The sequence below is a fragment of the Paraburkholderia sp. 40 genome (assembly GCF_050434105.1).
Lineage (GTDB): Bacteria > Pseudomonadota > Gammaproteobacteria > Burkholderiales > Burkholderiaceae > Paraburkholderia > Paraburkholderia tuberum.
Genome location: NZ_JBNPVY010000004.1, coordinates 3,221,597 through 3,235,140 on the forward strand (window position 1 = coordinate 3,221,597; position 13,544 = coordinate 3,235,140).

13 protein-coding genes are annotated in these 13,544 nt (G+C 64.2%); 5 read left to right on the top strand and 8 right to left on the bottom strand.

Annotated elements, in window-relative coordinates:
• Positions 1–18 precede the first annotated feature (18 nt).
• Positions 19–435 (bottom strand): DNA polymerase III subunit chi, encoded by a 417-nt coding sequence (locus tag OKW28_RS36875; RefSeq protein WP_429452749.1) that lies wholly within the window; start codon positions 433–435, stop codon positions 19–21.
• A gap of 52 nt (positions 436–487) precedes the next feature.
• Complete coding sequence (locus OKW28_RS36880) at positions 488–1,999, bottom strand: leucyl aminopeptidase (RefSeq protein ID WP_429452750.1); 1,512 nt, start codon at positions 1,997–1,999, stop codon at positions 488–490.
• A gap of 137 nt (positions 2,000–2,136) precedes the next feature.
• Here OKW28_RS36880 and lptF point away from each other — a divergent pair, with 137 nt between their 5' ends.
• Genes lptF through OKW28_RS36895 form a run of 3 tightly spaced genes read left to right on the top strand, consistent with a single transcriptional unit; the run spans position 2,137 to position 4,805 of the window.
• Positions 2,137–3,234: an LPS export ABC transporter permease LptF gene (lptF, locus tag OKW28_RS36885; RefSeq protein ID WP_429452752.1), complete on the top strand. Its 1,098-nt coding sequence runs from the start codon at positions 2,137–2,139 to the stop codon at positions 3,232–3,234.
• Between the two features lie 3 nt (positions 3,235–3,237).
• Positions 3,238–4,386: an LPS export ABC transporter permease LptG gene (gene lptG, locus OKW28_RS36890; protein ID WP_429452754.1), complete on the top strand. Its 1,149-nt coding sequence runs from the start codon at positions 3,238–3,240 to the stop codon at positions 4,384–4,386.
• A gap of 38 nt (positions 4,387–4,424) precedes the next feature.
• Positions 4,425–4,805, top strand: a complete 381-nt coding sequence (locus OKW28_RS36895; RefSeq protein WP_184007767.1) for a sirohydrochlorin chelatase — start codon at positions 4,425–4,427, stop codon at positions 4,803–4,805.
• 57 nt (positions 4,806–4,862) lie between these two features.
• Here OKW28_RS36895 and cobA read toward each other — a convergent pair whose 3' ends face one another.
• The 6 genes from cobA to OKW28_RS36925 all read right to left on the bottom strand — a co-directional run bounded on the left by cobA (position 4,863) and on the right by OKW28_RS36925 (position 11,097).
• Positions 4,863–5,618 (bottom strand): uroporphyrinogen-III C-methyltransferase, encoded by a 756-nt coding sequence (cobA, locus tag OKW28_RS36900; RefSeq protein WP_090803404.1) that lies wholly within the window; start codon positions 5,616–5,618, stop codon positions 4,863–4,865.
• A gap of 87 nt (positions 5,619–5,705) precedes the next feature.
• Positions 5,706–7,022: a sulfate adenylyltransferase subunit 1 gene (locus OKW28_RS36905; RefSeq protein WP_429452756.1), complete on the bottom strand. Its 1,317-nt coding sequence runs from the start codon at positions 7,020–7,022 to the stop codon at positions 5,706–5,708.
• 24 nt (positions 7,023–7,046) lie between these two features.
• Positions 7,047–8,009 (bottom strand): sulfate adenylyltransferase subunit CysD, encoded by a 963-nt coding sequence (cysD, locus tag OKW28_RS36910; protein ID WP_090803401.1) that lies wholly within the window; start codon positions 8,007–8,009, stop codon positions 7,047–7,049.
• Positions 8,010–8,110: 101 nt separating this feature from the next.
• Positions 8,111–8,857 (bottom strand): phosphoadenylyl-sulfate reductase, encoded by a 747-nt coding sequence (locus OKW28_RS36915; RefSeq protein ID WP_429452758.1) that lies wholly within the window; start codon positions 8,855–8,857, stop codon positions 8,111–8,113.
• Entirely contained in the window at positions 8,854–9,396 is a 543-nt protein-coding gene (locus OKW28_RS36920; protein WP_429452760.1) for a DUF934 domain-containing protein, read from the bottom strand. Before OKW28_RS36920 ends, OKW28_RS36915 begins: the two co-directional genes overlap by 4 nt.
• A gap of 21 nt (positions 9,397–9,417) precedes the next feature.
• Positions 9,418–11,097 carry a nitrite/sulfite reductase gene (locus tag OKW28_RS36925; RefSeq protein ID WP_429452762.1) on the bottom strand — a complete coding sequence of 560 codons (1,680 nt, stop codon included), beginning with the start codon at positions 11,095–11,097 and terminating at the stop codon, positions 9,418–9,420.
• 225 nt (positions 11,098–11,322) lie between these two features.
• Between OKW28_RS36925 and OKW28_RS36930 the strand changes: the two genes are divergently transcribed.
• Together OKW28_RS36930 and OKW28_RS36935 are read left to right on the top strand one after the other, a co-directional pair.
• Positions 11,323–12,264 (top strand): CysB family HTH-type transcriptional regulator, encoded by a 942-nt coding sequence (locus OKW28_RS36930; protein WP_429452764.1) that lies wholly within the window; start codon positions 11,323–11,325, stop codon positions 12,262–12,264.
• Positions 12,265–12,303: 39 nt separating this feature from the next.
• On the top strand, positions 12,304–13,473 hold the full coding sequence (locus OKW28_RS36935) for an ABC transporter substrate-binding protein (RefSeq protein WP_429452766.1): 1,170 nt from the start codon (positions 12,304–12,306) through the stop codon (positions 13,471–13,473).
• Positions 13,474–13,544 lie beyond the last annotated feature (71 nt).

Below are 13,544 nucleotides of genomic sequence, written 5' to 3' on the forward strand. Positions count from 1 at the left end.
GACGCGAAGCGCAACGAACTAGCCGCCCTGCTTGTAGTTGTTCAAAGCATAGCCGCGATCGCGATAGAAGCGATAGCGCTCGCGGCCCGCAGCGAGTTCCTCGTGTGCGTTACCGACCACTTCGAGCAATCTTTCGAAGCGCGCAAACTGCGCCGGCACCGTTGCGCCCAGATTGAGCAGCACCTGATGATGCGGCACGTCGTCGAGATTCGTGGCCAGCACGACGGGCGTGTCGGCGGCAAGCGGCGTGCCCGCCATGCAGTGCGGCACGAAGTCGAGCGGCGAGAAGGTCCACAGCATTTCGTCGAAGGCGCGCAGGCGCGCGGGCTCGGCCAGCACGACGAGCGGCTGGTCCGCCAGATACGCCTTGCGCACGAGGCGACACGCGTACAGCAGCGAATCGCCGACGTTCGAGTGAAAGTCGATTCTCGTCATCGGCCGCTCCGCCCCGCTTGCCGCGCGCCGTGCGCGCGCTTACCGCACTGCGTCATTGGCCGGCGCGGTCGATCAGGAACTGCGCGAGCAGCGGCACCGGACGGCCCGTCGCGCCCTTCGCGGTGCCGCTCTTCCACGCGGTGCCGGCGATGTCGAGATGCGCCCACGGGTACGAATCCGTGAAACGCGACAGGAAGCACGCGGCCGTCACGCTGCCCGCCGGACGCCCGCCGATATTCGCGACGTCCGCGAAGTTCGACTTCAGCTGGTCCTGGTACTCGTCGTCGAGCGGCAGGCGCCAGGCCGGGTCGGCCGCTTCGCGCGACGCGTCGAGCAGTTCGCCCGCGAGCGCGTCGTCCTTCGAGAACAGGCCGCTGTTGTGATGGCCGAGCGCAATGATGCAGGCGCCCGTCAGCGTCGCGATGTCGATCACCGCGGCCGGCTTGAAGCGCTCCGCGTAGGTGAGCGCGTCGCACAGAATCAGGCGGCCCTCGGCGTCGGTGTTCAGCACCTCGATCGTGAGGCCCTTCATGCTGGTGACGATGTCGCCCGGCTTGGTGGCCGTGCCCGACGGCATGTTCTCGACGGCCGGAATGATGCCGACCACGTTGATCTTCAGGCCCATCTCGGCGACCGCGCGCAGCGTGCCGAGCACCGAGCCCGCGCCGCACATGTCGTACTTCATCTCGTCCATGCTCTCGCCCGGCTTCAGCGAGATGCCGCCCGTGTCGAACGTGACGCCCTTGCCGACCAGCACGACCGGCGCGGCCTTCGCGGCGGCGCCCTGGTACTGCAGCACGATGAACTGCGCCGGCTCGACCGCGCCCGCGGTGACCGACAGGAACGAGCCCATCTTCAGCGCTTCACACTGTTTCTCGCCGAGCACCTCGACCTTCAGCTTCCAGTCTTTCGCGAGCTTCTTCGCGGTGTTCGCCAGATAGGTCGGCGTGCAGACGTTGCTCGGCAGATTGCCGAGCTCGCGCGTCAGGTCCATGCCGTTGGCGAGCGCGGCGCCCTGCCTGGCGGCGAGCTTGGCGGCCTTCTCGTCACCGGTGTTGACGCTGAACACGATGCGCTTCAACGCGCGCGGCGTGTTGTCCGGCTTGCTCTTCATTTGCGTGAAGCGGTAGGTCAGCTCGCGCAGCGCGAGGATCGCGGCGCGCACACACCAGTCGGCCGTGCGTTCGAGCACCGGCAGTTGCGCGAGCGTGAACGTGACCTGCACGATCTTCGTGCCGAGCAGCGCGCGCCATGCGGCGCGGACCGCCTCGCCGTAGGCTTTCTGACTGAAAGCGTCCTGCTTGCCGAGCCCGACGAGCAGCACGCGCGACGCGCCGATGCCCGACACCTCGTGCAGGAACAGCGTGGTACCCGCCTTGCCGTCCATGTCGCCCGCCTTGATGATGCGCGTGAGCAGGCCCTTGGTGGCCGCGTCGATCTCCAGCGCGGCGCCCGACAGCGTTTGCGACTCGAACACACCGATCACGATGCAATCGGATTTCCCGGTCAGGAAACCGTTCGTCGAGCCTTTGGTCCAATCACAGGCTTTTATGCTAAAGTCCATCGCGCTTGTCCTCGGATAAAATCTGGGCTTAGGATGAAAGCCGCAATTATCCGCTATTTTTCCCGCGGCGGCTGCACCGGAGGCGTGACGGGAACGAACCCCCGCGTCGCCGTGAGCGCCCCCTCTCGTCATCAACAATGATCTTTGAACGCTCCCTCCAGCGCGAGCTCGCGTACACGGCTGGCGCCGTGTTCATGGTTCTCCTCACGCTCGTGCTGACGACGATGATGATCCGCATCGTCGGCTTCGCGGCCTCGGGCGAGGTCGACCCGCGCGACGTGCTGGTCCTGATCGGCCTCACCGTGATCGGCTATCTGGCCATCATGCTCGTCGCGACGCTGTTCGTGTCGATCCTGTTCGTGCTCACGCGCTGGTACAAGGACTCCGAGATGGTCGTGTGGCTGTCCTCGGGTGTCAGTCTCACGCAATTCATCAAGCCGATCGGCATTTTCGCCACGCCGATCATCATCCTGATCATGTTCTTCGTGTTCGTCGGCTGGCCGTGGTCGAACCAGCAGAGCAAGCTGATCCGCGCGCGCTTCCAGCAGCGCGACGAAGTCTCGCTGCTCGCGCCGGGGCAGTTCCGCGAATCGCCGACCACGCACCGCGTGTTCTTCATCGAGAAGATGTCGCCCGACCAGGGGCATGTGGAAAACGTGTTCGTGACGAGCACCGAGGGCGGCAAGGTCAACGTCGTGGTGTCGAAGAACGGCCACATCGAGACGCACAAGAACGGCGACCGCTTCGTCGTGCTGGAAAACGGCCGCCGCTACGACGGCGAACCGGGCCACCCCGATTTCCGCATCATGGAGTTCGAGCGCTACGGCGTGAAGATCCAGAGCCAGCCGGTCGTCAATACGCCGACCACCACCGGCTTGCCGACGCTCACGCTGCTGCGCAATCCCACTAAAGAGAACCTCGCCGAATTCGCGTGGCGCGCGGGTCTGCCGTTGATCGCGATCAACCTGGTGCTGCTCGCCATTCCGCTCGCGCACCAGAACCCGCGGCGCAGCCGCACGATCAACCTCGTGATGGCCGTGTTGATCTACCTCACTTATTCGAATCTGCTGAACGTCGTGCAGGCGTGGATCGAGCAGGGCAAGATGTCGTTCGGCGTCGGGCTCGTGATCCTGCACGTGATCGTGCTCGGGATCGTCGCGTTCATCTTCTGGATGCGGGTGCGCAACCGGCCGCTATTTACGCGCGCCATGTTCAGCCGTTCGCAGGGAGCCTGACCGATGCGCATTTATGAAAGGTATTTCGCGCGTCAGATCTATCTCACGTTCGTCTTCATCCTGTTTGCATTTTCAGGTCTGTTCTTCTTCTTCGACCTGATCAACGAACTGAACTCGGTCGGCCACGGCAACTACAAGTTTCAGTACGCGGTGCTGCGCGTCGCGCTGCAAACGCCGTCGCGTTTCTACGAAATCATTCCGGTCGCGGCGCTGATCAGCGCGATCTACGTGTTCGCGCAGATGGCGGCGAACTCCGAATACACGATCTTCCGCGTATCAGGACTCGCGACGAATCAGGCGCTGCGCTCGCTGCTGAAGATCGGCATTCCGCTCGTGATCGTCACCTATCTGATCGGCGAAGTGGTCGGCCCGTATACGGATCAGCTCTCCGAGCGCGTGCGGCTCGAGGCGCTCGGCTCGTCGGTGTCGAGCAACTTCCAGTCGGGCGTGTGGGTCAAGGACACGCTGACCGAGCGCGCCGACGGCGAGCAGGTCACGCGCTTCGTCAACGTCGGCGAGCTGAAGCCCGACGCGACGATCAGCAACGTGCGCATCTACGAATTCGATTCGAAGTTCCGCCTGTCGAACATTCGCATCGCGCAGAGCGGCCGCTATCAGCCGCCGGGCCACTGGCTGCTGACCGGCGTGACCGATACGCAACTGCTCGACGTGGCCCGCGCTCCGGGTACGCCGGCAGATGCGCTCAATCCGGTCTATCGCGCGAATCAGGTCACGCTGCCCGAGTATTCGCTGCGCTCGGAGCTGACGCCGCAGATCCTGTCGGTGCTGCTGGTCTCGCCGGACCGGATGTCGATGTTCAATCTGTTCCGCTATATCCAGCATCTGACCGAAAACCATCAGGACACGCAGCCCTATGAAATCGCGCTGTGGCGCAAGGTGCTGTATCCGTTCGCGGTGTTCGTGATGCTGGTGCTGTCGCTGCCGTTCGCGTATCTTCATACGCGCGCGGGCGTGGTCGGCGTGAAGGTGTTCGGCGGCATCATGCTCGGCATGAGCTTCCAGCTGTTCAACACGCTGTTCTCGCATATCGGCACGCTCAATACGTGGCCCGCGCCGTTGACCGCGGCAACACCTGGGCTCGTCTACCTGGTGCTGGGGCTCGTAGGGTTGAAGTGGGTCGACCGGCACTAACGCCAGTGCGTTGAGGGGCATCGTCAGGAGCTGATGCGATGGCTATGCACGGACTGATTCTGTTTGGCCACGGCGCGCGCGATGCGCGCTGGCGCGAGCCGTTCGAGCGGCTCGCCGACAAGCTGCGCGCCGCGCGCGCGGCGACGGGCGAAGCTCCTGCGGTTACGCTCGCCTTTCTCGAACTGATGGAACCCGACCTGCCGACGGCCGTCGCGCAACTCGTCACGCAAGGCTGCGATGCGATCACCGTGGTGCCGGTGTTCTTCGGGCAAGGCGGTCATGTCCGCACGGATTTGCCCGCGATCGTCGATCATTGCCGCGCCGCCCATCCCGGTGTCGAGATTCGCTGCGCGGTGGCAGTCGGCGAGGATGATTCGGTGCTGGATGCGCTCGCGCAGTATTGCCTGCGGCAGCTCTGATTTTTTCGTTCTGGTTGCTCAGATTCGCCGCTCTCGGGTCGGCCCTGCCGAGGATATTCAGGCCGCGACCAGCATCCCGTTCGACGAGCGCTTCGCCTCGGTCTGCCGCGCCGCGAACGCCTCGCCGATCATCAACAGACTCGGCTGCGACGCATCGACCCAGCGCTGCGCTTCGCCGGCCGCAAGGTCTTCCAGCGTCAACGTCAGCATGCGTTCGCGCGGCGTGCTGCACGCCTCGACGATCGCCACGGGCGTCGTCGCGGGCTTGCCAGCATCGATCAGTTGCTGCGCGATTTCGACGCCGCTGTCGCGCCCCATGTAGAACACCAGCGAATCGGCGTTGACCTGCTCGCGGATCTCATCGGAACCTGGCGCGCGGCTGAACGTCGCGAGCGCGACGCTGCGCGACACGCCGCGCAGCGTCAGCGAACGCTTCAGCGTGGCCGCGCTCGCCAGCGCGGCGGTGATGCCCGGCACGACTTCATACTCGATGCCCGCGGCTTCGAGCGCACGCATCTCTTCGTCGGCGCGGCCGAACAGCATCGGATCGCCGCCCTTCAACCGCACGACCACGTCGTGCTCCAAAGCCGCATCGACAATCTGCTTGTTGATGAACTGTTGGGCCGTCGATAGCTGGCCGCAGCGCTTGCCGACCGCAATGCGCTTCGCGCGCGCGGGCGCGTAGTCGAGCATCGCCGGCTCGACCAGCGCGTCGTGCAGCACGACGTCGGCGGCGCCGAGCAGCCGCGCGCCGCGCACCGTAATCAGGTCCGCGGCACCGGGTCCCGCGCCGATCAGATAAACCTTACCCATTGACATCAACCTGTTCGTTGGAGCGTAACGCGGCGGCGCGTTGCGCCGCCTGTGTGGCCCATCCGTCGCCTGCTAGCCTTGCCGTGCTCAGGCGGAAAACGCGCGGATCATGCCGGCGGCGACCGTGTGGTTCGTCGCCTCGTCGATCAGCACGAACGCACCGGTGCCCTGATGCGAGTCGTACGCGTCGCACACGAGCGGCTTCTGCAAGGTCAGCGCGACACGACCGATATCGTTCATCGCCAGTTCCTTGCGATCGGTCGCCTGCGACAGCGTATGCACGTCGAGCACTTCCTTGATCGCGCCGATCTTCGCGAACACCGTGCTGGTGGTCTGCTTCAGCAGATACTTGCGCTGCGTCGACAGCGGCGCGTCGTCGAACCAGCAGAGGTCCGCTTCGAGCTTCTTCGCCGGCTCCGGCGCCGCTTCGCGCAGCACGAAGGTGTCGCCGCGCGACACGTCGACGTCTTCCGCGAGACGGATCGTCACCGTCTGACCGGCGAACGCACGGTCCACCTGCGCGGTGCCGCCGACCACCGGCGCGATGATCTCCGCCACGGTCGCTTCGCGATTGGCCGGCAGCACGACGATCGTGTCGCCGAGCTTCACTTCGCCCGATTCGACCCGGCCCATGTAGCCGCGGAAATCGTCGGCCCGGCTGCCGTCCTGGCGCGCGACCCACTGCACTGGAAAGCGCAGCGCCTCGCCGTTCTCGGTTTCGACCGGCAGCGCTTCGAGCACGTCGAGTAGCGGCTCGCCCGCGTACCACGGCATGCGCTCGCTCGCCGTGACGATGTTGTCGCCCTTCAGCGCCGACACCGGCACGAAGCGCACGTCCTGCAGACCGAGGTGACGCGCGAGTTCGACGTAGGCGTCGCGGATCTCGTTGAAGCGCGCTTCGCTGTAGTCGACGAGGTCCATCTTGTTGATCGCGACGATCACGTGCTGCAGACCGAGCAGCTTGACGATCGCGCTATGACGCTTGGTTTGCGGCAGCAGTTGCGCGACACCGTTTTCGAACGTCACGCGCGTCGCGTCGACGAGAATGATCGCCGCATGCGCGGTCGACGCGCCCGTCACCATGTTGCGCGTGTACTGCTCATGGCCCGGCGTATCGGCGATGATGAACTTACGCTTGGCGGTGGCGAAGTAGCGGTAGGCGACGTCGATCGTGATGCCCTGCTCGCGCTCGGCTTCGAGGCCGTCGGTCAACAGCGACAGATCGATTTCATCGCCGACGGTGCGCTTGTTCTTCGCGCGCGACAGCGCCGAGAGCTGGTCGCTCAATACAGCCTTGCTGTCGTACAGCAGGCGGCCGATCAGCGTGCTCTTGCCGTCGTCGACGCTGCCCGCGGTGATGAAACGCAGCACGCCGAGGTCTTCTGGTTGATGAATACTGCTCATGGTTGCATTGCCCTCGTCGTGTGCTTAGAAATAACCCTGCTTCTTGCGCTGCTCCATCGCCGCTTCCGAGACCTGGTCGTCCATCCGCGTCGCGCCGCGTTCCGTGATTTCGGTGACGGCCGTCTCGGCGATGATCTTCTCGATGACGTCCGCGTCGCTTTCGACCGGGCACGTGCAGCTGATGTCGCCGACCGTGCGGAAACGCACGAGCGCCTGTTCGCTCGTCTCACCCTCGCGCATCGGCGTGAGCGGCGTGACCGGCACGAGCAGGCCGTTGCGGCGCACGATCTCGCGCTGGTGCGCGTAGTAGATCGACGGCAGTTCGAGCTGTTCACGCGCGATGTACTGCCACACGTCGAGCTCGGTCCAGTTCGAGATCGGGAACACGCGCATGTGTTCGCCGTTGTGCAGACGCGCGTTGTACAGGCTCCACAGTTCCGGGCGCTGCGCCTTCGGGTCCCACTGGCCGAATTCGTCACGGAACGAGAAGATGCGCTCTTTCGCGCGGGCTTTTTCCTCGTCGCGGCGCGCGCCGCCGATCATCGCGGTGTAACCGTACTGCTCGATGGTTTCGAGCAGCGTCACCGCCTGCGCGGCATTGCGCGAATCCGTTTCGCGACGAAGACGCACGGTGCCGCGCTTGATCGAATCTTCAACATGGCCGACCACGAGTTCCGCGCCGATCTGTTGCGCGCGACGATCGCGGAAGTCGATCACTTCGTCGTAGTTGTGGCCCGTGTCGATATGCACGAGCGGGAACGGTAGCTGCGTTTTGCGGTTCGCACCGAGGCCGAACGCCTTCAGTGCGAGCGCGAGCACCACGACGGAATCCTTGCCGCCCGAAAACAGCAGCGCCGGCTTGCTGCATTCGGCGACCAGTTCGCGCAGGATGTGAATCGACTCGGCTTCGAGCCAATCGAGGTGATCCATCCGGTTGACCGTGTTGGCAAGCGGAGCGTTGACAGTGGAATCGAGCGTGGTGCTCATAGCGGGTCCTTCGTTGGTTCGCCCGGCAAGCGCTTCTCGCACGGGCGAAAGTATTCAGATCGGTTTCGGCGGTAGTGCGCCGCAAGCACGGTACGCGGCGCTCAGGCCGACGCGTTTTCGTTGCGCTCGACCGCAATCGGAGTAATCGCTGTGATATGCAAGCCGCATTCCTTCGTATCGCGCGACTCCCACCACCAGCGCCCCGCCCGGCTGTCTTCGCCGGGGCGGATCGCACGCGTACACGGCTCGCAGCCGATGCTCGGATAACCGCGCGCATGCAGCGGATTGACCGGCACGTCGAACGCACCAAGATAATCCCAGACTTCGGCTTCGGTCCAGTCCGCGAGTGGATTGAACTTGGCGATGTTGCGCGCGCCGTCGTGCTCTTCCTCGTGCAGCTCGGCACGGGTGACCGATTGCTCGCGACGCTGCCCGGTCACCCAGGCGCTGACCTCGGCAAGCGCGCGATTGAGCGGCTCGACCTTGCGGATCTCGCAGCAGCGCTTGCGCAGCTCGACGCTTTCATAGAATGCGTTCAGGCCGTGCCCGTTCACATACTGCTCGACCGCGGCCGCCTGCGGATGAAACTGCTCGATGTCGTAGCCGTAGCGCTCTTTCACGCGGTCGAGCATGCCGAGCGTTTCCGCATGCAGACGCCCCGTGTTCAGCGAAAAGATGCCGATCTTCACGCCGCGCGACAGGATCGCATGCGTTAGCAGCATGTCTTCGGCCGCGAGGCTGCTCGCGAGCTTCACGTTCGCGTGACGCGCGGCGATCGAGTCGAGCAGCGCGTCGAGACGCTCGACCTTCGCTGCGAGCTCCGGACTCAACGATTGGGCGGCGCTCATGCCGGCACCTTGGCGGCGCCACTCTGCGCGGCACGGCGGCGGAACAGCGGCGACGTGTCCACGGCGCCCTGATACTGCACGCTAAAGTCGTCGAACGCTTTCAACGCGTCGTTGATGTCCTTGTCGGCGCGCAGTGCATACGCGTCGAAGCCGCAGCGGAACATGAACGTGATCTGGTCGCGCAGCACGTCGCCGATCGCGCGCAGTTCGCCCTTGTAGCCATAGCGCTCGCGCAGCAGACGGCCGATGCTGTAGCCGCGGCCGTCGCGGAACACCGGGAAGTCCACAGCGATCAGCGCGAGCTTGTCGAAGTCGCTGACGATGTCCGCCGGTTCGTTATCCGGCGCGAGCCACACGCCGATGTCGGCGGCTTGACGCGCGGCAACGAGCGCGTCGCGCTCGGCCTGCCACAGCGCCAGCGGCACGATCACCTTGCCGGCCGGCAGTTCGCTCACCGCGGGCAAAGCGCCGTCTTCCGCGGCACGCACGACGCTCCAGTCGTCGTTGACGATCGCGCGGTTCTTGATGATTGAAGCCATCTGTTCAGTATCCTTTCGCGGTTACGCGTGAGCCGGTTGACGCGCGGCGTACACGCGCTCCTTGAACGGCGCGATGCCGATGCGGGTGTAAGTATCGATGAAACGCTCGCCTTCCTGGCGGTTTTCCACGAACGTATCGATCACCTTCGTCATCACGTCGGGCATTTCCTCGGCCGAGAACGACGGGCCGATCACACGGCCAAGGTGAGCGCCGGTCGCGCCGGTGCCCTGCTCGCCGCCGAGCGTCACCTGGTACCACTCGGAGCCGTCCTTGTCGACGCCCAGAATGCCGATGTTGCCGACGTGATGGTGACCGCACGCGTTGATGCAGCCCGAGATGTTCAGCGACACGTCGCCGAGGTCGTACACATAGTCGAGATCGTTGAAACGTTCCTGGATCGCGAGCGCGATCGGAATCGACTTCGCATTCGCGAGCGAGCAGAAGTCACCGCCCGGGCACGAGATGATGTCGGTCAACAAGCCGATGTTCGGCGTCGCGAAACCCTGCGCCTTGGCCTTTTCCCACAGCGCGAACAGGTCGCGCTTCTTGACGTCGGCGAGGATCAGGTTCTGTTCGTGCGACACGCGGACCTTGCCGAACGAGTATTCGTCGGCCCAGTCGGCGACCGCGTCCATCTGCACGTCCGTCGCGTCGCCCGGCGCAACCGTGGTCGGCTTCAGCGACAGCGTGACCGACGCGTAGCCCGCCACCTTGTGCGGACGCACGTTACGCTCGACCCAGCGCGCGAACGCGCGGTTTTCCAGCAGATGCTTTTCGAACGGCGTATCGGTGTCCGGCAACTTGTCGTAAGCGGGCGGCGCGAAGTATTGCGTCACGCGATCGACTTCGGCCTGCGTGAGCGTCGACGGGCCGTCCTTCAGGTGCTGCCACTCTTCTTCGACCTGCGCGGCGAACTTCTCCGGCGACAGCGCCTTCACCAGAATCTTGATACGCGCCTTGTACATGTTGTCACGGCGGCCGTAGCGGTTGTACACCCGCAACACGGCTTCGCTATAGGTCAGCAGGTGCTGCCACGGCAGATCGCGGCGGATCACCGCGCCGACGATCGGCGTGCGGCCCAGACCACCACCGGCGAGGATGTCGGCCACCAGTTCGCCCTGTTCGTTCTTGCGCAGATACACGCCCATGTCGTGGATCTGCACAGCCGCGCGGTCTTCCTTCGAACCCGACACGGCGATCTTGAACTTGCGCGGCAGCCACGCGAATTCGGGGTGGAACGTCGACCATTGACGCAGGATTTCGGCCCACGGACGCGGATCGACGACTTCGTCGGGCGCGACGCCGGCGAATTGATCGGCGGTGATGTTGCGAATGCAGTTGCCCGAGGTCTGAATGCCGTGCATCTGCACCGAGGCGAGCTTGCGCAGAATCTCCGGCGTTTCTTCGAGCTTGATCCAGTTGTACTGGATGTTCGAACGCGTCGAGAAATGGCCGTAGCCGCGGTCGTGTTCGCGCGCGATCTGCGCGAGCACGCGCATCTGGTCGCTGCGCAAGTTGCCGTACGGAATCGCGATGCGGTGCATGTACGCGTGGCGCTGGTAATACAGACCGTTCTGCAGGCGCAGCGGACGGAATTCCTCTTCGCTCAATTCGCCCGACAAGCGGCGGCGAACCTGATCGGCGTACTGCGCGACCCGTTCATCGACGATGGTCTGGTCGTACTGATCGTATTGGTACATTCAGGGGCCCCAATTTTTTCGAAACTTGCGTGACACGCGACCTCCGGCTCGGCCGCGGCTTGAATACCGACTTTGTCAGCTATCGCAAGCGAGCGTTTAGACCCATCGCTCATTTGCTTATAACAAATACAGATATCCATATTGAAAAAGATGGACAGATCGTAATAAACTCGCCTTATATTTCAAACGACTAAAAAATTCTTTTTATATGCGGCGAGGTTATATATGAACCTGCACCAATTCCGCTTCGTCCGCGAGGCTGTGCGGCAGAACTTCAACCTCACCGAAGCGGCCAAGGCGTTGTTTACGAGCCAGCCGGGCGTCTCGAAAGCGATCATCGAGCTGGAGGACGAACTTGGCGTCGAGATCTTCACGCGCCACGGCAAGCGCGTGCGCTCACTCACCGAGCCGGGCCGCATCATATTGCAATCGGTCGAAAAAATCCTGCAGGAAGTGGAAAGCCTGAAGCGGGTCGGCAAGGACTTCGCGGCGCAGGATCAGGGCAACCTGACGATCGCCGCGACCCACACGCAGGCGCGCTACTCGCTGCCCGCGGCGATCGCGGAGTTCAAGAAGCGCTTTCCGAAGGTTCACCTTTCAATTCTGCAAGGCAGTCCCACCCAGGTCGCCGAAATGGTGCTGCACGACCAGGCCGACCTCGCGATCGCGACCGAGGCGATCTCGAACTACAAGGATCTGGTGTCGCTGCCCTGCTTCCAGTGGCACCACGTCGCGGTGATGCAGCCCGACCATCCGCTGCTCGAGCGCAAGCTGCTGTCGCTCGACGACCTGACCCAGTACCCGCTGATTACGTACGACAACGCGTTCGCCGGCCGCACCAAGATCAACGAAGCGTTCCGCCTGCGCGGGCTGCATCCGGACATCGTGCTCGAGGCGATCGACGCCGACGTGATCAAGACCTACGTCGAGCTGGGCCTCGGCGTCGGCATCATGGCCGACATCGCGTTCAACGCCGAGCGCGACCGCCATTTGCGCGCGATGCCGGTCGGCCATCTGTTCGGCAGCAACGTGACGCGCGTCGCGCTGAAACAGGGCGCGTATCTGCGCAGTTACGTGTACACGCTCGTCGAGCTGCTGTCGCCGAGCCTGAACCGCAAGCTGATCGAGCAGGCGCTGAAGGGCGAACACGAAACCTATGAGCTTTGAACCGCTTCCATACCGCTCTCTCGCTACGGAGACCTTCCGATGAAGTTGCATAACAATAAAGTACGCAACACCCTGCGCGGCCTCGCGGCAGCGGCGCTGCTCGTCGCCTGCGCGGCGCACGCCGACCTGAAAGTCGGCATCGATCTGTCGTACACCGGACCGGCCGCCGTGATCGGCATCACGAGCAAGAACGCGATGCTGATGTGGCCGCAGACGATCGCCGGCCAGAAAGCTGACTACATCTTCCTCGACGACGCGTCCGACCCCGGCAACGCCGTGCGCAACATCCGCAAGCTGATCAACGAGGACCACGTCGACGTGATCGTCGGCCCGAACATCACGCCGGCCGCGATGGCCGCGCTCGATCCGGTCGCCGACAGCCAGACGCCGATGATCACGCTGATCGGCTCGGCCATCGTCGTCGAGCCGCAGGAAGGCAAAAAGATCTGGGCCTACAAGATGGCGCAGACCGATAGCGCGATGGCCGACGTGATGACGCGCTACATGTCGAACCACGACGTGAAGACGGTCGGCTTCATCGGTTTCGCGGATGGCTACGGCGAAAGCTGGCTCAACGAGTTCAGCAAGTTCGCGGCGCTGCGCCATATCAAGCTGGTCGCGACAGAGCGCTACAACCGCACCGACGCGAGCGTGACCGGCCAGATCCTGAAGCTGATGGCCGCGAAGCCCGACGCAATCCTGATCGCCGGCGCGGGCACCCCAACGGTACTGCCGCAGCGCACGCTGATCGAGCGCGGCTACAAGGGCCCGATCTATCAGACGCATGGCATCGCGACGCCGGAGTTCATCAAGCTCGGCGGTAAAGACGTGGAAGGCACGCTGTTCCCGACGCAACCGGTCGTTGTCGCGCGCACGCTGCCGGCCGATCATCCGTCGAAGAAGGCGGCGCTCGCGTTCGTCGACGCGTACGAGGCGAAGTACGGCCCCGGCAGCGTCACGCAGTTCGCGGGCGACGCGGCCGGCGTGTACCCGCGCCTGCAGGACGCCGTCGCGCGCGCGTTGAAGACCGCGCAGCCGGGTACGCCGGCGTTTCGCGTCGCGTTGCGCGACGAGCTCGAACACGCGCATGAACTGGTGGTGCCGAACGGGGTCGTCAATACGAGCCCGAAGGATCACGTCGGTCTCGATCAGCGGGCGAGCGTGATGGGCACCATCAAGAATGGCAAGTTTGTTTACCTGAGCCAGTAATCTGGCATCGGGGCGCCGATCAGGCGCCCCTAACGGCGGCTTCGCGAATGTGGAAGCCGCCGTTCGTGCAG